At 59.6% G+C, this 23,680-nt stretch carries 22 protein-coding genes and 1 pseudogene; 9 read left to right on the top strand and 14 right to left on the bottom strand.

Annotated features, from left to right (window positions below; all coding sequences use genetic code 11):
* Positions 1–109: 109 nt before the first annotated feature.
* A pseudogene (locus tag HV711_RS28810) lies at positions 110–3,169 on the bottom strand (nitrate reductase subunit alpha); the annotation flags it as partial.
* A gap of 248 nt (positions 3,170–3,417) precedes the next feature.
* Entirely contained in the window at positions 3,418–4,620 is a 1,203-nt protein-coding gene (locus HV711_RS28815) for an NnrS family protein (protein WP_035483081.1), read from the bottom strand.
* Positions 4,621–5,035: 415 nt separating this feature from the next.
* On the opposite strand from HV711_RS28815, the gene HV711_RS28820 reads away from it, so the two are divergent.
* From HV711_RS28820 to HV711_RS28830, 3 genes are all read left to right on the top strand, one after another.
* Positions 5,036–5,236: a heavy-metal-associated domain-containing protein gene (locus tag HV711_RS28820; RefSeq protein WP_028229409.1), complete on the top strand. Its 201-nt coding sequence runs from the start codon at positions 5,036–5,038 to the stop codon at positions 5,234–5,236.
* 369 nt (positions 5,237–5,605) lie between these two features.
* Entirely contained in the window at positions 5,606–6,313 is a 708-nt protein-coding gene (locus HV711_RS28825) for a succinate dehydrogenase iron-sulfur subunit (protein WP_035483077.1), read from the top strand.
* A 1,060-nt stretch (positions 6,314–7,373) separates the two neighbouring features.
* A complete protein-coding gene (locus tag HV711_RS28830; protein ID WP_035483076.1) occupies positions 7,374–7,958 on the top strand; it encodes a hemerythrin domain-containing protein in 585 nt (194 codons plus the stop codon).
* A gap of 210 nt (positions 7,959–8,168) precedes the next feature.
* Here the strand turns inward: HV711_RS28830 and tnpC are convergent, their stop codons facing one another.
* The 10 genes from tnpC to HV711_RS28880 form a co-directional block, all read right to left on the bottom strand.
* Positions 8,169–8,540, bottom strand: coding sequence for a Tn3 family transposase post-transcriptional regulator TnpC (gene tnpC / locus HV711_RS28835; RefSeq protein ID WP_035483074.1), 372 nt, complete (start codon positions 8,538–8,540; stop codon positions 8,169–8,171).
* Positions 8,541–8,547: 7 nt separating this feature from the next.
* On the bottom strand, positions 8,548–11,544 hold the full coding sequence (locus tag HV711_RS28840) for a Tn3 family transposase (RefSeq protein WP_035483073.1): 2,997 nt from the start codon (positions 11,542–11,544) through the stop codon (positions 8,548–8,550).
* A 55-nt stretch (positions 11,545–11,599) separates the two neighbouring features.
* On the bottom strand, positions 11,600–11,794 hold the full coding sequence (locus HV711_RS28845; RefSeq protein WP_035483072.1) for a porin: 195 nt from the start codon (positions 11,792–11,794) through the stop codon (positions 11,600–11,602).
* Positions 11,795–12,008: 214 nt separating this feature from the next.
* Positions 12,009–12,953 (bottom strand): 2-hydroxyacid dehydrogenase, encoded by a 945-nt coding sequence (locus tag HV711_RS28850; protein WP_035483090.1) that lies wholly within the window; start codon positions 12,951–12,953, stop codon positions 12,009–12,011.
* A 47-nt stretch (positions 12,954–13,000) separates the two neighbouring features.
* A complete protein-coding gene (locus HV711_RS28855; protein WP_035483071.1) occupies positions 13,001–13,276 on the bottom strand; it encodes a class II aldolase/adducin head domain-containing protein in 276 nt (91 codons plus the stop codon).
* Between the two features lie 4 nt (positions 13,277–13,280).
* Positions 13,281–14,015, bottom strand: a complete 735-nt coding sequence (locus HV711_RS28860) for an IS6 family transposase (protein WP_425195034.1) — start codon at positions 14,013–14,015, stop codon at positions 13,281–13,283.
* Between the two features lie 9 nt (positions 14,016–14,024).
* The gene (locus HV711_RS28865) at positions 14,025–14,201 is read right to left on the bottom strand and encodes an FAD binding domain-containing protein (protein WP_208459259.1); all 177 of its coding nucleotides are present in this window, start codon (positions 14,199–14,201) and stop codon (positions 14,025–14,027) included.
* On the bottom strand, positions 14,194–14,877 hold the full coding sequence (locus HV711_RS28870) for a (2Fe-2S)-binding protein (protein WP_035483069.1): 684 nt from the start codon (positions 14,875–14,877) through the stop codon (positions 14,194–14,196). The genes HV711_RS28865 and HV711_RS28870 overlap by 8 nt, the downstream gene beginning before the upstream one ends.
* Positions 14,878–15,059: 182 nt before the next feature.
* Positions 15,060–15,806 (bottom strand): SDR family oxidoreductase, encoded by a 747-nt coding sequence (locus tag HV711_RS28875; RefSeq protein WP_035483068.1) that lies wholly within the window; start codon positions 15,804–15,806, stop codon positions 15,060–15,062.
* 236 nt (positions 15,807–16,042) lie between these two features.
* Positions 16,043–16,951 carry a LysR family transcriptional regulator gene (locus HV711_RS28880; protein ID WP_035483067.1) on the bottom strand — a complete coding sequence of 303 codons (909 nt, stop codon included), beginning with the start codon at positions 16,949–16,951 and terminating at the stop codon, positions 16,043–16,045.
* Between the two features lie 148 nt (positions 16,952–17,099).
* Here HV711_RS28880 and HV711_RS28885 point away from each other — a divergent pair, with 148 nt between their 5' ends.
* From HV711_RS28885 to HV711_RS28910, 6 genes are all read left to right on the top strand, one after another.
* Positions 17,100–18,083, top strand: coding sequence for an aldo/keto reductase (locus HV711_RS28885; RefSeq protein WP_035483088.1), 984 nt, complete (start codon positions 17,100–17,102; stop codon positions 18,081–18,083).
* A 90-nt stretch (positions 18,084–18,173) separates the two neighbouring features.
* Positions 18,174–19,457, top strand: coding sequence for a multidrug effflux MFS transporter (locus HV711_RS28890; RefSeq protein WP_082201534.1), 1,284 nt, complete (start codon positions 18,174–18,176; stop codon positions 19,455–19,457).
* A 4-nt stretch (positions 19,458–19,461) separates the two neighbouring features.
* The gene (locus tag HV711_RS28895) at positions 19,462–20,403 is read left to right on the top strand and encodes an aldo/keto reductase (RefSeq protein WP_175145458.1); all 942 of its coding nucleotides are present in this window, start codon (positions 19,462–19,464) and stop codon (positions 20,401–20,403) included.
* A 146-nt stretch (positions 20,404–20,549) separates the two neighbouring features.
* Positions 20,550–20,978, top strand: coding sequence for a (R)-mandelonitrile lyase (locus HV711_RS28900; protein ID WP_035483064.1), 429 nt, complete (start codon positions 20,550–20,552; stop codon positions 20,976–20,978).
* 118 nt (positions 20,979–21,096) lie between these two features.
* The gene (locus HV711_RS34015; protein WP_082201533.1) at positions 21,097–21,405 is read left to right on the top strand and encodes a carboxymuconolactone decarboxylase family protein; all 309 of its coding nucleotides are present in this window, start codon (positions 21,097–21,099) and stop codon (positions 21,403–21,405) included.
* Positions 21,406–21,436: 31 nt separating this feature from the next.
* A complete protein-coding gene (locus HV711_RS28910; protein ID WP_175145460.1) occupies positions 21,437–21,613 on the top strand; it encodes a hypothetical protein in 177 nt (58 codons plus the stop codon).
* A 167-nt stretch (positions 21,614–21,780) separates the two neighbouring features.
* Here the strand turns inward: HV711_RS28910 and HV711_RS28915 are convergent, their stop codons facing one another.
* A complete protein-coding gene (locus tag HV711_RS28915; protein WP_035483063.1) occupies positions 21,781–22,608 on the bottom strand; it encodes an SDR family oxidoreductase in 828 nt (275 codons plus the stop codon).
* A 124-nt stretch (positions 22,609–22,732) separates the two neighbouring features.
* Positions 22,733–23,566: an SDR family oxidoreductase gene (locus HV711_RS28920; RefSeq protein WP_035483062.1), complete on the bottom strand. Its 834-nt coding sequence runs from the start codon at positions 23,564–23,566 to the stop codon at positions 22,733–22,735.
* Positions 23,567–23,680 lie beyond the last annotated feature (114 nt).

Genomic DNA, 23,680 nt, shown 5'->3' on the forward strand with positions numbered 1-23,680 from the left:
GGTTCTCCTTGGTTCCCTGTTCGGGAGGTTGGTCCTGGAAACCCGATTCTCTCGGATTCCACTGGCGAACCGCCGCCTTCAACCTTCAACTACGCCTGGGACATTGCCCGGATTCGATCCCGCTCCATGTCGGCGACGAGATGATCTTGCGCGGCTGCGCTTGTATATCCCGGAACCGGATTTTTTCATCCTCGCGAGCGCGGGCGAGATGCGTGTGATCCGTGCCCGTGAGCGCCGACAGCGCCTGCCATGCTTTGGTCGCGACGGCACCGTTGGTTTCCGGCGCGAGCGACAGGATCACTTCGGCCGCATTGACCGCCGAAAGAATCTGCGGTCGCCCATGCGAAACGCCCGCGTCGGTGACCGGATAATTCAGTGCCCGAAGCTGTTCGATCTCCTCGCCGGTTTGCCACGTAATGCCTTTGCCGCCGTTGCCGAGCGAGTCGAGCAGCGGTCCGAGCGAGGTGAACTTGCGATACGTATTCGGATAATCCCGTTCGACGACCGCAATGCTTCCCATCGTTTCTCCCGGAACCGGATCGCATTCATCGTGACCCCAGTCCGCAATGCCGTCGCCTTGCGCAACTTCGCCAGCGCTGTCATGCTGAAGCGGCGACATCACGACGTCGCGTTCCACGCCCAGATGGCCTTCGGCCAGTTCAGAGAACTTTTGCGCGATGCCTTTATAGATTTCCCAGTCGCTTCTGGATTGCCACGCTGGGTCGACGGCCGCCGACAGCGGGTGGATGAAGGGGTGCATGTCGGACGTGTTCATATCGTCCTTCTCGTACCAGGTGGCGGTCGGCAGCACGATGTCCGAATACAGGCAGGTGGTGGACATTCTGAAGTCGAGCGTGACGACGAGATCGAGCTTGCCCTCAGGCGCTTTCTCGTGCCACTTCACCTCTTTGGGCAGGATGCCGGCGCTTGCACCCAGATCTTTCCCCTGCACGCCATGCTCGGCGCCGAGCAGATGTTTGAGGAAGTACTCATGTCCCTTACCCGACGAACCGAGCAGGTTCGAGCGCCAGACAAACAGGTTTCTCGGAAAATTTTCCGCTGCGTCGGGATCGACGCACGACATTTCAAGCGAGCCATCCTTCAGACCCTTCGCGACATAAGCGGCGGCGTCGGAGCCGACTGATGCCCGGCCGAGTTCGAGCGGATTGGTCCTGAACTGCGGCGCGGACGGCAACCAGCCCATCCGTTCGGCACGGACGTTATAGTCGATCGGGCTATCGGCGAATCCGCTGCCATCGACGAGCGGCGATAGCAGTTCGGTGACTTTCATCGTTTCATAGCGCCATTGATCGGTATGCGCATAGAAAAACGACGTGCCATTCATGACGCGCGCCGGCCTGTACCAATCGGTCGCGAATGCCAGCGGCAGCCAGCCGGTTTGCGGCCGGAGCTTTTCCTGGCCGACATAGTGAGACCAGCCTCCGCCTGATTTACCGACGCAGCCGCACATGACGAGCAGATTGATGATCGAGCGATAGCTCATGTCCATATTGAACCAGTGGTTCAAGCCGGCACCGACGATCACCATCGACTTGCCCTCGGTCTTCTGGGCGTTATCGGCGAATTCGCGTGCAACAGCGATGACTTCATGCCGTTTGACGCCGGTAATCTTCTCCTGCCACGCGGGCGTGTATGGTACATCGTCGTCGAAATCGGCCGCGACGTTCGGGCCGCCGAGTCCCTGATCCACGCCATAGTTGGCAACGAACAGATCGTAGACCGTGGCAACCAGAATTTCACCGGCGCGGGTGGCGATCTTGCGTACGCCGATGCGCCGCGGCAATACGCTGGCATGACCGGTATGCGTGAAGTGAGTATGTTCGACGTTGCCGAAATAGGGGAAGGCGACGTCGATCGTCTCGTCGTGCTTCTCCACGAACGACATGACCGGTCTGATCGGATTGCCGTGGACATCCTCTTCTTTCAGATTCCATTTGCCGGCGTCGCCGCCTTCCTTCTGTCCCCAGCGAAAGCCGATCGACCCGACTGGCGTAACAAGCTTGCCGCTCAATTCATCGACCGCAACAGTTTTCCAGGCGGCGTTGTTCTCCTGGCTGGATGCATCATCGAGCTCGTCTGCTCTCAATAGTCGTTCGGGCACATAGTGCTCGCCCTGTTTGACGATGCGCACGAGCAGCGGCATGTCGGTATAGCGCCGGCAGTAGTCGGAGAAATACGCGCTCCTGCCGGCGACGTGAAACTCTTTCAGCACGACGTGACCCATCGCGAGACCGAGCGCTGCGTCCGTGCCCTGTTTGGGGTGCAGCCAGATGTCGCCAAACTTCGCGCCCTCGGCATAATCGGGGAAGATCGATACGACCTTGGCGCCGCGATAGCGTACCTCGGTCATGAAGTGAGCGTCGGGGGTGCGCGTTTGCGGCACGTTAGACCCCCACAACATAATGAAAGTGGAGTTGTACCAGTCGGCCGATTCGGGAACGTCGGTCTGTTCGCCCCACGTCTGCGGCGACGCGGGCGGCAGGTCGCAGTACCAGTCGTAGAAGCTCAGACTGACGCCGCCGATCAATGACAGGTAGCGACTGCCTGCCGCGTAGGACACCATCGACATTGCGGGTATTGGTGAAAACCCGATAATCCTGTCCGGGCCGTGTCGTTTGATGGTGTGGATGTTTGCCGCCGCAATCATCTCGTTCACTTCATCCCAGCTTGAGCGAACGAAGCCACCCAGTCCGCGGCGATGCATATACGAGGCGCGGGCTTCCTGATCATCCACGATCGCGCTCCACGCTTCCACCGGCGCGAGCGTCAGGCGCTTGGCGCGCCACTGCCTGAGCAGTGCACTGCGAATCAGCGGATATTTAAGGCGATTTGCGCTGTAGAGATACCACGAATAGGACGCACCGCGGGCACAGCCACGCGGCTCGTGATTCGGCATATCCGGACGGGTGCGGGGATAATCGGTCTGCTGGGTTTCCCAAGTGACGATGCCGCTTTTGACATAAATCTTCCACGAACACGAACCTGTGCAGTTGACGCCGTGGGTCGAGCGCGCGATCTTGTCATGCTGCCACCGTTGCCGGTAGGCGTCCTCCCATCCACGGTCTTCATGGGTTGTCATCCCATGGCCTTCGGAGAAGGTTGGCCTCGATGTGGAGAAGTACTTCAGGCGATCGATAAAGTGGCTCATCTGATCGACTCCATGGCGCTCGATGCTCGAAGTCTACGCGGGTTGTCCAGAATTGTGGGCACTCTGATTGTTTTCATGACACTCGCCGATAGATTGAAATCTGGAAAGCCTACGTCTGGATTCTTGTGGTCTCTGGAACGGGGACAATTTCTCTCGACCACGCCCGGCACTCTCTTCATGCACATTGCATAACAACAATCCTCGGAATTCGCCACGCACCTAATTTGACTCAGCACGGTGATAACCTGTCAGCCTGCTTTGCCATCGATACGGGACGCCGTCAGGAAGGGCACATATTTGACCAGGTAGGTGATCAACGTGACAGACCAGCATATGCCGGCTATGTCGATCCAGACGGCTGTGGCGCCGCTGGCGAACCAGGGGCCGAAAACCCGCACGATTGCCGCGGCGATCATCAGCCAGTAACTCGCTATCTCGGCTCGTCCCGCAACGAGCGGGCGCCCGGTGTGTCCAAGCGCGGTGCGGGTAATCATCGCGATAATGGCGCACCCTATCGCTCCGATCGTCAGGGCATGAATCGCAAGCGAATGCGGGACGGCGCCTGCGGCCGCCAGGGCAAGCAACGCAAAACCGATCGGAATCCACGCATAGGCGACATGCAGGATCCAGAGAATCGGCCGAGGCCCCACTCGCCACGAATGCCATCCGGCAATTCTGATTCCATGGACAGTCGCTGCGGCGCAGGCGCATGCCACGATGAACCACGGCGCGGCATTTGTTGCATCCGCAACAAATGCCAATATGACGGTCGGCACTGCGAGTTTCTCGATCACCTTCCAGCGCGTCATCCGGAATCCGGGAATGGCGTTCGTGGTAAACATCGGTACCACGCGGCCCGAAATGACAGTGACGAACATCACCACGAGTCCGATTGCTGCGTAAGACGCCCGTATTGCAAGGTCGGGACGTTCCTGCCACGCCCACCAATGAAAACAGACGTTCAGCAAACCAAAGAGTCCTAGTGCCACGGGCAGAAAAATGTTGTGACGGTTGCGTGCCGTGATCAGCACCCGTAACAGCACAATCGCGACAACCGGAAGGAAGGCGCAATCGACGATGGCTGCGATGGGTTCCGGGCCTGTCCAGACCAGCACGCGTCCCGCTACCCACAGAAGCCACAGTCCCGCGAGCGCTACGCCTCGTGGCGTTTCGAGGGTTGTCCAGGCACGCACGGCAGTAAGCAGAAATCCCACCACGATCGCGGCGATGAAGCCGAAGATCATTTCGTGAGCGTGCCAGAGCACACCATTCATGGCAGGCGAAGAGCCTGCGATCGGGTAGCCACGCAACGCGATCAGCCAGAGCGCTACTGCAATAAAGCCAAAAAGTGCACCGCTGAGATAGAACGGTCGGAAGCCCAGGCGCAGAACGGAAAGACCCAAATCGGCTGTTGGTCGCGGTTCCGTGACAGGTTCTGTAATCCTCAACATGGTCTCCCAAATATGCGCCCCTGAGGAATCGCAACATGCCTTCGCGAGTGGCAGACAGCGTCGAGGTTGAATCGTGCACGCTGCGCCATCCTCCCGTCCCATCGTAGTATGAAAAGCCATTAATGGCATGGTCGGATTGATGCAGATCAATGACTCAGCTAACGCGCCTGCTCAATCTGGATTGCAACGAAATTCACCTGAAATCCAGGTGTATTCCCCAATAGATCACGTTATGATGTACAGCATATCGCAACAGATCATTGGAAGTCCGCGAGTGCCAGAGACGCTTCCCTGGCATTCGCATTCGTCGGGTACGGGTGTTCTCTGCCGGAAGGCTGGGAACCATGGTGCTGACTGCTACGGGGCAGAACGGCAGTCACGCAGCGTCTGAATTCACCGATTGACGGAGCAGGACATGATGTTCAGAGTCGGGCAGATGAAGGGGGACAACGATGCGGCTGTCCTTACCCGGGCCATGCGCACAGTCGAACCAGATGCAAAGGTCGACGTTGATGTCGATGCGAGGACCGTAAAAGTTGACTCATGGCTGTTTGCCGAAGAGTTTCTGGTTGCGTTCGCTGACGCCGGATACGACGTCAAGTTAGTCGAACGCTAATGGTGCGTCGCGGCCAGTCACTCGTGGTCGGGTTCCGCGATCCGGTGACGGTTCGTTAACGTATCGGATAGCGCACGGCAGCTACCTTCATCTGGCTATCGGTCAAACGGGAGCCGGCAGCAAGGCGGACCATTTCGATCACAGCACGGAGCTCTTCGATATCGCGCCTTTTTCCGGCGGTAGCCGACACACAGTGTGGGCTGACGATGGCAGCAACTGGATTACGATGCATGCAATGACTTCTGCGAGGTGTTCGCTCGATGTCTGATAGCCGTCTAAGCATGCTATGGCGAGTAACAGATCGACGCAACAGCAACGTCGGCCAACCGTCCGGTGCTGCGCAGCCTGCCACCTGATTGGAGAGACGTTGTGAGTGATACAAGAACATTCGAGATCTACCGATACGATCCAGATACGGATGCCACGCCTCATGCGCAGGTCTTTAAGATAGAGGTGACGGTGAATGACCGGATGCTACTGGATGTACTAATTCGCCTGAAAGCGCAGGACGAGACGCTCAGCTTCCGGCGTTCCTGTCGTGAGGGAGTATGCGGCTCTGACGCTATGAACATCAATGGCAAGAACGGACTCGCCTGCACGACCAATCTCAACAATCTGCCCAGCCACACGGTGTTGCGACCGTTACCCGGCTTACCAGTCGTACGCGATCTGATCGTCGATATGACCGCATTTTTCAAGCAGTACCATTCGATCATGCCGTACCTGATCAACGATACCCCGCCCCCCGAGCGAGAGCGGCTCCAGTCGCCGGAGGAACGTGATCAACTCGACGGTCTCTATGAATGTATCCTGTGCGCATGTTGCTCGAGCGCGTGCCCTTCGTACTGGTGGAACCCGGATAAATACGTCGGTCCGGCAGGGTTGCTACAGGCTTATCGCTTTCTGGTCGATTCCCGCGACGAAGGAACTGCCGCACGGCTGGATAATCTCGATGACCCCTACCGTCTGTTCCGATGTCGCACGATCCTGAACTGCACGGATGTTTGCCCCAAAGGACTGAATCCGGCAAAAGCAATCGGGGAGATCCGCACCATGCTTGCGCGCAGAATTATCTGATTGATGCATTGTGATCGTACAGGAAGGCTGGGGTGGCAATTCAACGTGAATCACGAGGTGAGCCAATTGAAGATCGTTCACGTATCGAGTTTCTCATCGCGCGTGACGGATTGCCGGCAACCGTCGAATGGGTTCACACCACGATGAGAATCTATCGGAAAGCAGTGTTTTCAAATCGACATTTCGCGCATTCCGAACCCTATCGATCTCGTTTTATTGTCGCGTATCTTGAGTTCAAGCAGTGGTTGCGATCAGCCTCCATACTCTGACGAGCGCATTGACAGGAACCTTAATGGTGTCGAAGTGCGATCCACAGCGAACACGTTTCGGCGTACCGAGCCAGGCACTGTCGATGGGACTCATCTTACCAGGCACCTTCCTTGAGAAGTTTGCGCTGGCGCCTTGTGCAAGGTTGGCTATCCTCAGGCGGACGCAATCAATTGCGCCAACGACGGACAGATCTTTTGCTTTGGATCAGCGTGCACGAGCCAGAGAGTCAGGAACATCCTGCGGTGGGACAAGGAATCGTTGACGATCAACAAATCGTATAATGATTGAATCCGGTTCAGAGACCATCCGACGGTTGCGACCGCGTGGGTACCCGAATGTCCGAAACGGGCGGAGGTGCGATAGTTCGAAGCTACGCCGCCAACTGGTCCTTGTTGGCCGAACACTGCCCGATGCAAATCGCGGCGGAATGTAGCGCCGCAGGACAGACAGGTTGCGTCAGGCAGAAGACAACCCCTTCCGGCCATATGCGACTGCGGCGGAACGACGCGCTGCCATGGGACAGTTGCCTTCGGTACTGTCGTGTCGGCTGCCTTGTACGCGGCCGAAGTGCATGTAGCACGCGAGTCACGCTCCAGTCGTGTGGTCCTGCAGGAGCTCCGCGCACTGATGCCGCAGTGGATTGACCTGTGTCAGTCCTTCTCAGGTTGCAACCAGTAGTATTTCAATTGCACTGATCGCGCTGGGCGTTGTCGACCTCGCCACGAGGAATGCATTTGCGCTTTCGTCCAGACGGTCTATCGTGTACTTGATCGATTCAATGGAGCACGCCATGGCCGACCCACTTGCCGTATGGCACACCGAGCACATTAATTTCGCCCGGCTACTCGACATTCTGGAAGAACAGGTAGCTGAACTCTACCGGGGCGAAAGCCCGAATTACGCTCTCATGGGAGATATCCTTTACTACATGCGGAATTTTTCCGATCGTGTTCACCATCCGCGAGAGGATGTTGCGTACGCGCGGCTTGCTGAACGGGATCCCGGGACTCAAATCGTGGTGAACCGCCTTCTGCAGGAGCATCGCGTGATTGCCACGGCCGGCGATGAACTCCTGATTCGCATCGATGAAGCCGCGGGAGATGTTGTAATCCCGCGCGCCGCTCTGGAGGCGGCCACGGCCACGTATCTTATATACTATCGTCACCACCTTTCCACTGAGGAGCGAGACGTGATGCCTCGCGCTGCGCGGGTGCTGACAGAACAGGACTGGGCTGCAGTCGATGCGGCCGTATCGGCTAGCCCCGATCCGCTTTTCGGAGACAATGTACTGGAGCGCTTCGAAGCGCTTCGCAGGCAGATCGCTCTGGACGCGCAGGTGTCAAATGAATTGGGCCAACCACCGGACACTCATTGATTGACGCCGGCTACAGGGTGCTGTTCACGCGCATCAGCGATGCAAGAGCATCGGGTCCACATGTCCGTGGAATAATGTTCTGGCGCAGGCCGTCGACTTACTTGGAAGAGAGTACCAAGTCCGCTGTCAGCGGCGTAACCGACGCTTGAATGTCCGCAAGTGGGTTGGGTGGACGACCGGAGCGCCGCGATGTGCCCGTCGGCGAGCAACTCAGCGGCCGTCGAGACAATTCGTGTCATCAGGGCGAAGGGCCTCCAGAGGCTGCAGCACGTCGCGAATCGCCAGCAGATCGGCAACGTATTGGTCGATTTGGTCGATCACGTCCGAGACCTGATCAACGAACGGCTCGTCCTGTGCGCCGATGGTCAGCCCGGCGCCGTTGACGAGCGTGTGGGCGATGCTGTGCAGGTGCAACAGATCGTCCCGCAGGCCTTCCGGGTCGTAAAGGCTGATACGCACCTCATCGAGCGTGCTCACGGCGTCCAGTAGCCGCGTCGTGTCGTAGCCCGATTCCAGTGCTTCCAGCGCGGCGGCGTCCACCTCACCATAGGGCGTCGCGGTCACCGCGGCTCTTGCGCTCATGCAGTCGTTACCTCATCTCATCACCAGGGCGTGCCGCCTGACCAAACAGCACATCGTTGATCCAGCTCTCTGGCGCGCGATCCAAGTGCAGCCGGTAGCGCCCGAACCGGCGAATGTTATGCGTCGGATAAGGGCTCAGGAATTCGACGTCCTCAGGGCGGATTTTCTCGCCTTCGGCCACCATGTCACGCAGCGCGCGCATCATGTCCGCCGTGTTCTGCAGGATCACGGCCGATGCAATCAGATCATTGTAGCGCAGCCGTTTCTGCTGCTCTTCCGGCTCGTTCTCGGCAATCACGTCGCCGCCGAACGACAGCCACTTCGCGAAGCCGTTATACGACTCGATCTTGTTGGTGTTCGCGGTCACTTCCTGACGCAGTTCGCGACTGCCGATCCATTCGAGCAGGTAGACCGTGCGCACGACGTTACCGAGTTCGCGCGCCGCGAGATAGAGCCGGTTCTTCCTGCTTTCGGAACCGAGACGGCGCAACAGCAACGGTGACGAAATCGTGCCTGCCTGGATCGACAGCGCGACCTGCATCAGTTCCTGCCAGTGGCGCTGGATCAGTTCCCAGTCGATGGTCGCCGTGAAGAGCTTGTCGATGTGCTTATATTTCGCATCGTCGCCCGGCCGATACAGCACGAGATCCTTCCAGTTGCGGATCCGCGGCATCAGCTTGATCCCGAGCAGATGCGTGAAGGCAAACACGGCGGCCGACTGGCCCTGCGTATCGGCATGGACCGTGTCGGCCTTGACTGACAGGCCAGCCTTGAGCAGTCCCTCGATTACGTAGATAGCTTCCCACACGCCGGGCGGGATGAAATGCCTGAACACCGCGATGTAGTTGTCGGCGACGTGCCGGTACGCCACCGCGCCCATCTTTCGATAGCGGAAGTGATACCCAGCCAGCAGGTTGTTGTCGTAGAAATCGTACTGGGTACCATCCGCAGCGACCGTCTTGCCATCACCCCAGTGCTTTGGTAGATCGAGCCGCAGGTACAGTTCGATCAGTTCGCGCTGCGCGGTTTCGAGCTTATCGAGGCTCATGTGCCGTCGGTTGACGAACGACAGCATTTGCGCCGTCACATCGGTGTCGAGGTGGCGGGCAGCCTGGGTCGGGCCGAGATTGCAGCCCATCGCGAAAATCGTCAGCAGATACCGCTCGGCCGCCTTGCGGATCTGCGGATCGATACCGGAAAGTGGTCCGAAGTGCCGCGTGAAATGCGTCCAGTGTTCGATGTTGGCAAGTATGTCCAGCACGTTGCGGGTCGGCAGCCGCGCGTTGAGTCGCTCCTGTAGCGCGATCGCGCTGGCCGGAATTTCGCGGGCCACGGTTTTGCGCAGGATCGGCTCTTCGTTCTGACCGATCGTGACGTGTTCGCGTTTGCGCGGAAAGTCGTCATCCAGCTTGCGCGCTGTCTCGCTGAGCCACTGCCGCAGTTGGGCAACGAAGTCCTGTCCATTCTCGGGCAATCCGACCTTCGCGCAATAATCGGGCAATCGCTGCTCGCATTCCCGCCACGAGAGCAGGTGAGCCCTATAGTCGGCATACGCATCCGAACCGGACACGCACAGGTCACCGACGCGTAGTTCCTCGGCCATGTACGAGAAGACGCATAGTTCGAGATAGCGCCGGTTGGTCGGCGCGCCATCACCGTGCGAGCGCCGTATGAGCTTGCGCCAGCGCGGCGCCGCAAAGCTCACGTCAACGTTGACATCGATCCATTCCCGATGCCGTGTTTCGTTTTCCAGGACCACATCAAGTGCATCGAGCAGCGTTCGCACTGGGCTGGTCGAGTCCCACTCAAGCGTACGGGCAAGACGCAGGATGACCGAGCGATGCGCGCGGAAATGTTTCCATAGCAAAGGCAGGTAATTGCCGCCGCTGACTGCACGCACTGCCGCACAGCTCTCGCGCAATGGTTCGAGGTCGCCCTTGGGCGCGAGCCATTTGCGGATCGACTGCGCGATGATTGTCTCATCGGATTGATCGGCGAGGATGTCGACCACACCGTCGAGCAGAACCACGAGGTCTTCCACCTGCGTGCGCTGCCGGCGCTGGATCACCTCCAGTTCTTCGCTCGCCCGTTTGTGAATCGCCCCCATGCGGCGCACGAACATGTCGGCGAGATCGTCACGGGCGCGAACCCGCATGCGGTTGAGCAATGCCACGATCAGCGTGTAGCGCTTCTCGGGCAGGGTGTCCTTTTTCAGATTCGCCGCGTCCAGGCTCATGGCCTGAGTGGCCAGCGAGCGCAATTTCGACGCGGGAATACCGGCGATGGCGTTAGTAAAGTCGCCGAGTTCATCAAGCCAGGTGATCTGGTCGATTAGCAGATCGAGATGCTGGCGCGACGGGCGTTTCGCATGGCGCTTGATGCGGTTGTAGGCGCTCTGGCGGCTCACCAGATCCCGCGCGAGGAGCCAATCGAGAGCACGCTTCTGCTCGTCGGTGAGGCGCCGGGCAACACGCCGGAACAGCCGCGTCTGGGTCTTCGCATGGATCTGCTCCGTGATCCGGTCCAGCGTCGAGAACGCCGGTAGTTCAATGCCCTGCGCGATGAGTTCATCAATCGTGGCATTGATGATGTCGACGGGCTGGTCCATCGACAGGGCCGCGGTGTGCGCCGCACGTGTCGCGATTACATTGGCATCGGTCCCGTAATAGGGCTTCACGCCGAGGTATTCACGAATTGTCAGGTAATGTCGGAACAGCGTCGGCGACGACTGCGTGTCGTAGCCGAACTGAACCGCGGAACCAATATCTGCCGCAGCCCGCACGTGCTCGACGACCGCGGTCGGAACGCTGTCCAGCGCCGGGAAATGATGCATCTGCTGGAAGATCTTGAGCAGCACCAGCAGGCCCAGCCGAGGTCGTTCACCCCGCGTCGAACGGCGCGCCCATTCAAGTTCGTCGGGCTGCGGCGTGTAGCAGGTTTGCAGGTCCCTTGTGGCAAGGACCTTGGGAAAACGCGGATAGGCAGTGCGCTCGATGGTAGCCATGCGAGTCATCCTGATCGCAGAGGGCCGCTCAGATTAGCGCAAGAAAAATCCAATGTTACCAGGTCAAGTCGAAATGATCCAGCACGTTTTCATAACCAAAAGTCTTATGATAGGAATTTACGCTTACCTTGCTCATACCCCTATAGGTCACCCCGTTATCGATGATGCCGAACAGCGTCACGCTGCTCTGCGCGTTAGCCGAAGCTGATATCACGCCCAATACGGCGGCACACATCACAGCCCTCTTCATTTCGTTGTCTCCATGTTGTTGATCTAATTGTCATTTTTCACATACAAAAAACTAAATACTCTAAATGATTTCTGTGAATTTTTCGGCAGATGGCGGCATGTGGCAACTATGGTGAACACCTACTACGGTGATGCTTTCCAGTAGTTACCCGAGTGGGCTCAAGGAGCGTATCGACAGCACGAAAAACGCGCTCTGACGACACGGTTGATGTGGCTCAGTACCCTGCTGCCCGGTCGAAGGCATAAGGCAGTACATCGCCCCGGCGAAAAGCCTGGATCGTTCGTGCAGCCTGCCCGGCACGCGCACGAACCGGGAGAAAAGAAGCCACGTGCGGCGTGACCAGCACCCGTGGATGCCGCCAAAGCATATGATCCGACGCCAGCGGTTCGTTTTCTAATACATCGAGCACGGCACCGCTCAGATGACCGCTATCGATCTTCTCCACCAGTGCATCGAGGTCCAGATGCGTGCCGCGTCCGACATTGATGACGCAGGCACCAGGCGGCAATTGCGAGAGCGCCTGCACGCCGATGATCCCGGCCGTCTCACGAGTCTCGGGCAACAGGTTGATCAGGATATCCGTCTTCGCGAGAAAACTGGGAAGCTCCTCCTTACCGGCATACGTAGTGACTCCCGCAAGCGTCTTATGCGATCGCGCCCAGCCCGACGCCCGAAAACCGATCGCACCGAGCCGCAATGCAACATGTGCGCCCAGATGTCCCAGGCCCATCACGCCGGCCGACACCCGGCTGGACACTTTACCTGTCAGTTCCGACGCCCACTGACGCGAACCCTGGGCCTCGATCAGCTCCGGCAATTGCCGCACCAATCCAAGTGCGGCCATCGAAACGAAATCGGCCATTCTTTCGGCGGTTTCGTGCGTGACCATGCGCGCAATCGGGATGTTCACTGGAAGCTGCGGGTCGGCGAGAATATGCCCGACTCCCGCAGCGTCGCTCAGGATCAGCCGCAAGCGTGGGTAACGGCAGAGTTGCCCGGGCTCCGGTTGCCAGACGAGCGCGTACACAACTCGATCCCGATCGACGGATTTATCCGCCCAGTCATACACGTCGATATCCGGAAGCAGATCCTTGAAGGCCATCTGCCACACGCTCAAACCCGCGCTACCGTCCGTCTTGACCAGCAGGATTTCCCGCATGCCCGTTTGCTCCGTGGAATGGTCGTTCTGCCCAGCTTCGAGAAACTTCAATCGCGATACGACGACGTCGTCGCCTCCAGCCTTTGCAAATAAGCTGACCACTCGCGCCCGAACGGATCCCCACCCGCCTTTTTCTCCGCGTCCGCCCAGGTTTCGTATTGGCGGGCAGTCAGCTCGCACACTTCCCGAGGTACCGGATACGTCTTCTCTCCCGTCGATTGAATAGCGACCTGAACGCGGCACGCCCGCTCCATGTTCATCATCAGGATAAAGGGCTTTGTCAACTTGCCGAGATTGAGACGGGACGACGGCAGATACGACAAGTGGTCAAAAAGCAGTCGACGGAATTCCGGTGACGTCGGTGATTTCGCACCATGCAACGAAATGAGCTGCGAGTTGCTTGCGATAAAGTGAAGCGCGCAGCAGATGCCGCTTGAGCGCGAAATGTTGCCGAATCGGTCCGAAGCACGAGAGAAATTTCTGTGTCCGTTTCGGGTCGCGAAAGCCTCGCATGCGACGCTCGCGTTCGCGTGTCGGTTGGTGACTGTTCTCGGCCCGGTTGTTCAGTCGGGCTGCCGCTTTGACGAATACGTGCTTCACGTTCGCAAGCTCCGGGATTTCAGCTTTTGCCGCCGGATAGCTGCGCAACTGATCGGTGACGATCTTGCGCGGTACCGGGCTCGAGCGTAGCACGCGCTTGAAGAAGCGTTTGGCGGCGGCCTCGTCGCGCCGCTTTTGCACCAGGATGTCGAGTTCGGTGCCATGCTGGTCAACCGCACGCCACAGCAGGTACGGTTCGCCACGAAGCGTGACGAACATCTCGTCGAGGTGCCACGTACTGCCCGGCTTGCGTCGTACCGCTTTCACCCGATGAGCAAAGCCCTTACCAAACTTGTCACACCAGCATCGGATCGTCTCGTAGGTCACGGTCACGCCCCGCTCAAACAGCAACTCTTCAATGTCGCGCAAGCTCAACTGGAAGCGGAAATACCAACGCACGGCGCAACTGATGACTGCAGCCGGGAATCGATGACCGTGATAAAGCGATTTTGATTTCTTTATCATGCCATCTTACGTGAGCGATCCAACAACCTGACAATGCCTCTGGTCCGGCCGCATCACGTCGAGCTTGACCAAGTCCAGCAGCGTCGTGCCGCCGGCAAGGTAGGAAGATGGTTGACCCTTCGCCGCGTGATGGCTGACGGCCTGGCCCGCGGAGTCCGCACGCGCGTAATCGAAGTCACGCATCCGGCACCTCCTCCACCTTCGCGCGCGCGGACTGGATCGCCGCCAGAATGTTCTTATAGGCCGCACAGCGGCAGATGTTGCCGCTCATCGCTTCACGCACGCTGGCGTCGTCGGCTGCAATGTTGGGGTCGCGCAGAATCGCGACGGCGCTCATCATCTGTCCGGGCGTACAGTAGCCGCATTGATACCGGTCGTGCTCCCAGAACACTTGCTGAACCGGATGGAGCTCATCGTTTCTCTCCAGCCCTTCGATAGTGGTGATGTGATCGCCTTCATGCTGGATCGCCACGGAGAGGCAAGAATTGACCGCCTTGCCGTTGACGTGCACCGTACAAGCACCGCACTGCCCGTGATCGCAGCCCTTCTTGGTGCCCGTCAATTGCAGACGGTCGCGCGCGACGTCGAGCAGAATCGCATTGGCGGGCACGTTGAGCGTGCGCGTCTGTCCGTTGACGTTCAACCGGATGCGATGCTCGCCATGGCCTGGCTCGTCCGTATCGGTCACGGGCTTTGCCTCGCTGTCTCGCGTGGCGGCTCCCGCCGGATGCAACCACGGCGTGGCCGTCGCGCTGACGACGCCGATTTTCAGAAAGTTGCGGCGTGACGGCCGATGTGCCGTTTCCGTCGATTCATCTGTGTGATGGGCGCCCTCTGAACCAGGAACTCTGTCTGGCATGCTCGACTCCTCTCGCGACAGCGGAATGTGAGTGAATACGGCGAAGACAGCCGGCCCTCGCCCGAAAGCAGATCGAATGATTCAGGCGAGGTTACTTTGCGAGCCCCTATACGACTAGCTGCCTGACTCTGTATACGGTTGTGAAGCAGATTCACGAATGTCGCAGGGAACGAATGTGCTACCTACATTTCCTGACTTGTCGGTCTGAACAGGATTTCGTTCACGTCCACCTCGTCGGGCTGGCTCATGGCGAAGGCCACCACGCGCGCGAAAGATTCCGCGGGAATCGCGAATTGCTCGTAGAACTCATGAATGCCCTTCGCGACGTCGGGCTCGGTCACGCTGTCCGGCAGTTCCGTGGCGACAGCGCCCGGCGAGATGATCGTGGTGCGCAGGTTGTAGGGCTTCACTTCCTGGCGCAGTCCCTCGGTGAGCATGCGCAAGGCGGCCTTGGTCGCCGCATAGACCGCGCTGCCCGGACGCACCTTATGGCCGGCCACCGACGACACGTTGATAATGTGCCCGCTCTTCTGCGCTTTCATATGCGGCAGCGCCGCGGCGATGCCATAGAGCACGCCCTTCAGATTGACGTCGATCATGCGGTCCCAATCTTCGATCTTGCCGCGCTCGAGCAACGAGTGCGGCATCAGGCCCGCGTTGTTGAGCATGACATCGACCCGCCCGTATTTCTTGACCGCCGAGTCGACGAGATGTTTGACCTGTGCCGCATCGGTGACATCGGTCGCGACGGCCAGCGCCACGCCGCCATCCGCGACGATTGTCTCGGCCAGCGCATTGATCCGGTCGAGCCGCCGCGCGCCCAGCACGACAATCGCGCCCTGCGACGCAAGCAGGCGCGCCGTGGCTTCACCCAACCCGCTGCTTGCGCCCGTGATAACGACTACCTTGTCCTTGATATTCTGCGTCATGGTTCAGCCACCTCCGCTTGCCTTCAAATGAATCATTGATGGTAAAGGCGGCTCGCCGGACGAAAAAGGCCGCTAGCGCGCATGCCCTTGTGCGCGCAATTCACAAATCGTCTTTAAGCACGCGACACTAGCAGGGAGTCTCAACCCAACGCGCGGGAAAGACTCTCCAAATTGAAATCGACAAGCTCTACGAAACACCCGAGCATGCACGCGGCGTGGCCGCCTGAAGCCGGCAATCAACGCACACCGGCGGTGTTGGCCCAATCCCGCACCGCCTGTGCGAATAGCCGGAGCGCAGTGGGAGGATGGCGGTTCGCGGGGTAATAGAGGCTCAAGCCCGGAAACGAGGGACTCCATTCTGCCAGTACCTGAATTAGCCGCCCCGCCGCGAGGTGTTCGGCAACCAGATAGTCAGGCACCCAGGCAATGCCGATGCCCACCAGCGCCGCCTCGACCATCAGGTTCGTGTTGCCCAGCGTCATGGGGCCGTCGACATCAATACTCGCGCTTTTGCCGTGATATTCGAGATCCCACCGATAAAGCGTGCCGCTCTCGAAGCGGAACCGGATGCAGCGGTGTTTCGCCAGATCGTGCGGTGCCTTCGGCGCCTCATGGCGCGCAAAGTAATCAGGCGACGCCACCGCGGCAAAGCGCAGGTCGGGGCCGAACCTCACGGCGATCATGTCGCGCGGCACATCCTCGTGAACGCGGATGCCCGCATCGAAACCGTCGGCCACGATGTCGACGAGCCGCGTGTCCACGACGAATTCCACGTGGATATCCGGGTAAGTCGCCAGAAAATCGGGCAGCACGTGCTGGACGATCGACTTCGCGGCTGACTCGGAGGCGCTGATACGGATCGAACCCGACGGGCGGTCGCGTGCGAAAGCGACCTCGTTCACGGCGTCTTCGAGATCGGCAATGGCGGGCCCAACTCGTCGCAACAGTTGCTCGCCCGCCTCGGTCAGCGCGACCGAGCGGGTGGTCCGGTTGAAGAGGCGCACGTCGAGTCTCGCTTCGAGTCCCCGCATGGCGTGACTCAACGCGGACGGCGACACCCCCAAGGTCCGCGCCGCCGCACTGAAGCTGCGCTGATGAGCGATCGCGACGAATGCAGTCAGTTCAGATAAGCCGGCTCGCAACATAAGTGAATTTTCCTCATAACCTTTTGCAATTCTAGCCGTATTGTTGAACTACGCACAACAGCCTAAGCTTGAGGCTGTTGAACGTCGAGTGGCGCCCCTCCGCACAGGCCGCCTTCCACGCTCGTCACTTTTCGAAAGGAGAATGCAGATGCAAAAGCGAAAACTTGGAAACAGCGGTCTCGAAGTCTCGGCACTAGGCCTCGGCTGCATGGGTTTGAGCTACGGCTATGGACCGGCCACCGAGAAGACCGCAGGCATCAAGCTGATTCAGTCGGCTTTCGAAAAAGGCGTCACGTTTTTCGATACCGCCGAAGCCTATGGTCCGTTCTTCAACGAAGAACTGGTCGGAGAAGCCGTTGCGCCGTTTCGCGATCAGGTGGTGATCGCAACCAAGTTCGGCTTCACGGAAGGCGACGTGACCAAAGGCGTCGACAGCCGGCCCGAACGCATCCGTGCGGTCGCCGAGGCATCGCTCAAGCGGCTGAAAACCGATCGTATCGACCTCTTCTACCAGCATCGCGTCGATCCGAATGTCCCGCTCGAAGACGTAGCCGGCACCGTCAAGGATCTGATCGCACAAGGCAAGGTCAAGCACTTCGGCATGTCCGAAGCCGGCGCGCAGTCGATCCGCCGCGCCCACGCCGTACAGCCGGTGGCAGCATTGCAGAGCGAGTATTCGTTGTGGTGGCGCGAGCCGGAAGAGACGGTGCTACCCACGCTGAAAGAACTGGGCATCGGTTTCGTGCCGTTCAGCCCGCTCGGCAAGGGCTTCCTGACCGGCGCGATCGATGCGACCACGTCGTTCGACAAAACCGATTTTCGCAATGTCGTGCCGCGTTTCTCCGAAGAGAACCGTAAGGCCAACGCCGGCCTCGTCGAGGTACTCGGCAAGATTGCCGATGGCAAGGGTGCGACGCGCGCGCAGATCGCGCTTGCGTGGCTGCTGGCGCAACAGCCGTGGATCGTGCCGATTCCGGGCACGACCAAGATCCATCGGCTGGAAGAAAACATTGGCGCGGCTGCGGTCGAATTGTCGGCGGCCGATCTCGCTGCTATCGAAGCGGCGTTGAAGCAGATCAAGGTCGTGGGTGATCGTTATCCGGCCCATTTGCAGCAGCGCGTCGACCGCTAGTCCAACGTTTCGCCCCACCCGTTTGCTCCTGCGTCGTCGCAAGGTTGCGGCAACGCAGGTGCGCTATTGGCTTAAAAGAAATGCCAGATCATGTCGTTGAATAATCGCTCACCCGCTCCAGCGGCATCATTGCCCGGCACTGCAACGGAAAGTGTGACGCCCGCCGCGGACCAGCACGGTCTGCGGATCCTCGCCATATTGAGCCTCCTGATGGCGTTCGCGTCGATCTCGACGGACCTGTATCTGCCTGCCCTGCCCGCGATGGCGCTCTCGCTGCACGCCGACACCGGTGCGATCGAGCTGACGATCTCCAGCTATCTGATCGGATTCAGTGTGGGCCAGCTGCTGTGGGGTCTTATCGGCGACCGTTACGGCCGCCGTATGCCGATCGCCATCGGACTCGTGCTGTTCATTATCGGATCGGCCGGCTGTGCGCTGTCGGCCAGCAGCGGCGCGCTGGTCGGCTGGCGAATCGCGCAGGCCGCGGGCGCGTGCGCGAGTGTTGTGCTCGCTCGCGCGATGGTGCGCGATCTCTACACGGGCCATCGCGCGGCCCAGATGATGTCGACACTGATGACGATCATGGCGATCGCGCCGCTGATCGGACCGAGCGTGGGTGGCCTCATTCTTCACGTGGCATCATGGCGCGCGATTTTCTGGGCGCTGGTCGGTGTCGGGCTGGCGACGCTCGCCGCATTGGGCGCGTTGCCCGAAACGCTACCCGAGGCGCGCCGCAATCACGAACCGCTCGGCCGCGCGCTCGCCGCCTATGCCACGCTATTGCAGCATCGCCGGGTGCTCGGCTACGCGGGCGCAGGCGGATTCCTTTACGGCGGCGTGTACGCGTATGTTGCCGGCACGCCGTTCGCATACATCACCTATCACCACGTTTCGCCGCAGCGCTATGGCGTGCTGTTTGCAGCGGGCATCGCAGGCATCATGATCACGAACCAGATCAATGCGAGGCTGGTGAGGCGCTACGGGAGTGATCGCCTGATGCGCGCCGGCACGTGGGGCGCGGCAATCGCGGGCATGCTGCTGGCCATCGACGCATGGACGGACTGGGGCGGGCTGGCCGGCCTCGTGATTCCCCTGTTCCTTTTCGTTTCAGCGACCGGCTTTATCGTCGCCAATGCAATTGCGGGTGCGCTCGAAACATTCCCCGGGCGCGCCGGCACCATGTCGGCGCTCATCGGCGCAAGCCAGTACGGTACCGGCGTTCTGGGCTCGGCACTCGTGGGCTTCTTCGCCGATGGCTCGCCCTGGCCGATGGGCGCCGTGATCGCAGCGATGGGGATCGGCAGCCTGCTTTGCGCCAGGCTGCTCGTTCCGCGGCCGGTCACGATCTCCGGCGTCGCGGCCACAGCTAAGTGACACCTTGCCGGCGAGGCCAGGCTCACCCTGCTTTGCTGACCGAATCGCGCACCAATCAACATCAGGGAACGCCATGAAAAAACGGGTACTGGGCCGCACAGGGCTCGAAGTGTCGCCGATCGCGATAGGTGGCGCGGCGTTCGCTTACGTTCACCGCTCGAAAAGATGGGACCCAATGTCGAACGAGGGCAAACAGGTTGTCCATGCAACATTGCACAGGGCGCTCGACCTCGGCATCAACTACGTGGACACCGCGCCGGCGTACGGCAACGGCTATAGCGAAACGTTGGTCGGCGAAGTTATGAAAACACGGCGAAGCGAATGTGTGCTTGCGAGCAAGGTCTGGTACGAGCTCGACCATGCGGGCGTGATCGATAGCGTTCATCAAAGTCTCGAACGCCTGCAGACCAATCACGTCGATATCATGCAGATTCATGGCCGCATGTATACGCCGCAAGAAGTCCAGCACATCCTGCATGGCGGCCCGCTCGATGCGCTGCTCGGACTACGCGAATCCGGCAAGATTGGTCACATCGGCATTACCACGGAAGAACCGTGGACGGTGATTCCATTTCTCCAGCACGAAGCGATCGAGGTCTATCAGATCGCCTATAACTTCATATACCAGGCAGCAGCACGGCATTTTCTGATAGAGGCAGCGAAAGTTGATGCAGGCGTCGTCTCGATGCGAACCATGACGTCCGGCATCCTGCAGCGCGAGATGAGTCTGCTGGCACCCGCTTCAGCATCCATGTCGGATCTGTACGAAGTCGCGCTCAAGTTCGTCCTTTCGGATTCGCGGGTGCATGCGGGCATTGTCGGGATGCGATGGCCGCAGGAAGTTGACGACAATGTCAGGCTCCTGAATGACTGGCATCCGCCCGTCGACTTTGCGACGCTGCCGCGCCTGACTTTCGAGGTCTACAAGGCCGAAGATGCGGAATGACGCCCGGTCATTTATGCACCTCCGCATGAGGGTATGCACATTCGGCCAGCTGGTCGCAGGCCGCCTGAAGAGCCAGATTATGTGTTTTTGCGCTCAATGGCGCTGAACATTGTGCCTACGTCCGAACACGTCAAAGGAACGAAACCATGACACAAGAAGCTCAAACCATCGTCCGTAACGGCACCAAGCCGTCCATCAAAGGCCCCGAAAGCTGGTTTACCGGCGCCGTTCGTATCGACAGCTACTTTCAGGCGGAGGCCCCGGCGCGCCTTGGCGGCGCCATCGTCACGTTCGAACCAGGCGCGCGTACCTTCTGGCATACGCACCCGCTCGGGCAGACTCTGGTCGTACTTTCAGGGGTTGGCTGGACGCAATGCGAAGGCGGCTCGCGAACCGAAATTCGGGCTGGAGACGTCGTGTCGTGTTCGTGCGGCAAGCGCCACTGGCATGGCGCTGCTGCGACGACGGCAATGTCGCATCTTGCGGTCACCGAAATGCTCGATGGCAAAAACGTCGAGTGGATGGAGCCGGTGACTGATGAGCAATATCACGCCGGCCCGCTCGTCACCGAGTGACCACCCCTGCGCACTAGCAGAAATCAGGGGCGACTGATAAGCCGTCCCTATGCGGTAAAACTCTTCCATCGAACCGCGCCTAAGTGGCACGCGACTTTTCTGCGCCAAACCAGACACCATGGGAATACAAAACGTTTCGGCTGGTTCCCCAGCGCTTCTCCGTTATAAACAGGAAGCACTCTTTCAAGGTGCGTGGCAGCGCCCTGCGCTGCATCAGCGCGATCGCAGTACGGTGACAGTTGCCGCGCTGGTAACAAGCGGTCAGTTTGCGCAGATAAGCTATCACCTCGGCCGGGCCATAAATAACGGTCTAACCCGCACGGAAGCGTCTGAAATGGTATCTCACCTAGCGTACTACGCTGGATGGCCGAACACGTTCTCCGCGGTGCCGGTGGTTAAATCTGTATTTGAGAGTCGTGCGCAATAGCAGGCCGCTTTGCGCTCCGGAGACACCTGGCATGAACGAACTGCCGCCAAGTGGACAGCGCCTGTGGACCGAGGACCAATATATTCGTGCGGTCGAACTGTTTGATAAGCTGTGGAGTCAACGACCCAGTGAGGTCACTTCGCGAACCATGCCATGTCTGATCGCTTTGATTGAAGAGTTTGAGGCGCGGCGGCGAGTTACCCCTTAATCACAAGCCGCCGCGTGCGCGCTGTTCGCGGGTAATCGACTCATTGCTGACGTTGCCGTTATCTCCGCCCAATTCCCCATTGGGCCTCCACGACCGCTTTAAAGACGCGGCGGCGCTCTTACCGAGGTCGCCGCCGGGCACTGGGTCGTCGGCCGTTGCAGCGACCGCTATTGAGGCGCCAGTTCTCCGAACCAGTACGACGCGGTAACACCACCGTCCATCAAAACGTCGCTGCCAGTGATGAAAGCGCCATCGCGCCCCATCAACAGCGCCGCAACGTTTCCGACTTCGTCCGGCGTGCCAGCACGTTTCGCCGGACAGCCATCGATCATGCGTTGATAGCCCGCACCGCGTGGACCGGACAATTCATCTTTCGCCAGCGGCGTGATGGTGATGCCGGGACTAATGGTATTGACCCGCGCGCCGCGATTGCCCCACCGCACAGACTCAAACATCACGCGTAGAGAGTTTGCTCGCTTGGACAACTGGTAGGCATGAAGAGAATCCTTCACCTGAGCGGGCTGGAGCAGCGGGAGATCGAGAAGGTCCTCAACGGACGTCGTCGCGAGAGCCTTGTTCTGTTCCGTCGTCAGCGGAGGTAGACGATGGCCGGATTGCGATGCGATGACGACACCCGAACCGCCTTCCACGATCACCTTACCGAACTCTTCGAGGACAAGCGCCGTACCGTAGAGATCGATCTTCAGAATCGTCTCCGGCGATGCTCGCGAAGGCGAAACGCCTGCGGCATGAATGACGCCATGGACCGCGCCCAGCGCAGTCGCTTTCGCAACTAGGGCTTCGACAGCCGCGCGCGATGAAACATCGACGGCGGTCGTTGTGACGTCAAACCCCGCCTCGCTCAACGTTTTGGCTGCGGCGTCGGCATTGTCCTCGCGGATGTCAGCAAGCAACAGATGCCTGCCCGTGCCGACCCGGCGAGCGATGGCCTGACCGATTGATCCCGGACCAATGACGACAATGACTTCTTTGATGATTCCTTCTCCTCAATGTCGGTTAGCAAACCATCGTTGAGCGAACAGGGCCGTGAGCGCTGGTGTTTGGTATGGTGACGGCCTTGCGATCAGGCCACACCGGCTGTTCAGTGCTTCGGGATTTTTAGCCGGGAGTAGGAAGCTTGCCCGCGCGCATCGCGGCGATCACCCCACCGTCGATCAAAAGGTCGCTGCCGGTAATGAAGCCAGCATCAGGGCCGAGCAGGAACGACGCTGCAATCGCAACTTCGTCCGGTGACGCCATCCGGTCTGCCGGGGACGCCGCAACCATCGTGCGGTAGATGTCGCCAATTTTTGAATTCAGTTCGTGCAGCGCGAGCGGCGTCACGATGATGCCCGGACTCAGTGAGTTGACGCGTGCGCCGCGCGTACCCCAGGTCATCGCCGACGCCTGGACGCGCAGATGATTGGCTCGCTTGGCGATCATGTAGGCAACGAGCGTGTTGGGCACCGCATCCGCCTGAAGGAACGGAAGATCCAGCAATTCATCGGTGGGTGTATAGGCCAGCGCGTGGTCCTGTGCCGGAGGGAGTGCGGGCATCATATGCCCCGCCATGCTGGAGATGATCAGACCGGCACCCCCAGACGCGATCACCTTTTCAAACTCATCGAACACGACTGCAGCGCCATAGAGGTCGACTTCCAGGACCCGCTCAACGGGCGCCATGTTGGGCGACAAGCCAGCGGTGTTGATCACCTGAACGACCTTGCCAAGCGCGGCGGCAGCTGTCGCAAGCGCATGAACCGACTCACGCGATGACACGTCGACCGTGTGGGTTTCCACCGCGTAACTTGAGTTGCGCATACTCTCGGCAGCGGTCTTCAAGGTGTCTTCATTGAAGTCCGCAAGCAGCACCGTTTTACCAAAGCCTTGACGGCGAGCGATTGCGAGCCCGATACCTCCGGCACCAATCACGACGATCACTTCTCGATTCATTATGTTCTCCTGCGTCCTGTCACGATCGACTACGTCTCGTCGGGTGAAAACCGCGAGCTCCCCGCCGGTCAAAGATAGTGTTCGTGGCCTGTGCCACGGGCACCATGCACTTCC

It is taken from the genome of Paraburkholderia phenoliruptrix (assembly GCF_902859825.1).
Lineage (GTDB): Bacteria > Pseudomonadota > Gammaproteobacteria > Burkholderiales > Burkholderiaceae > Paraburkholderia > Paraburkholderia phenoliruptrix.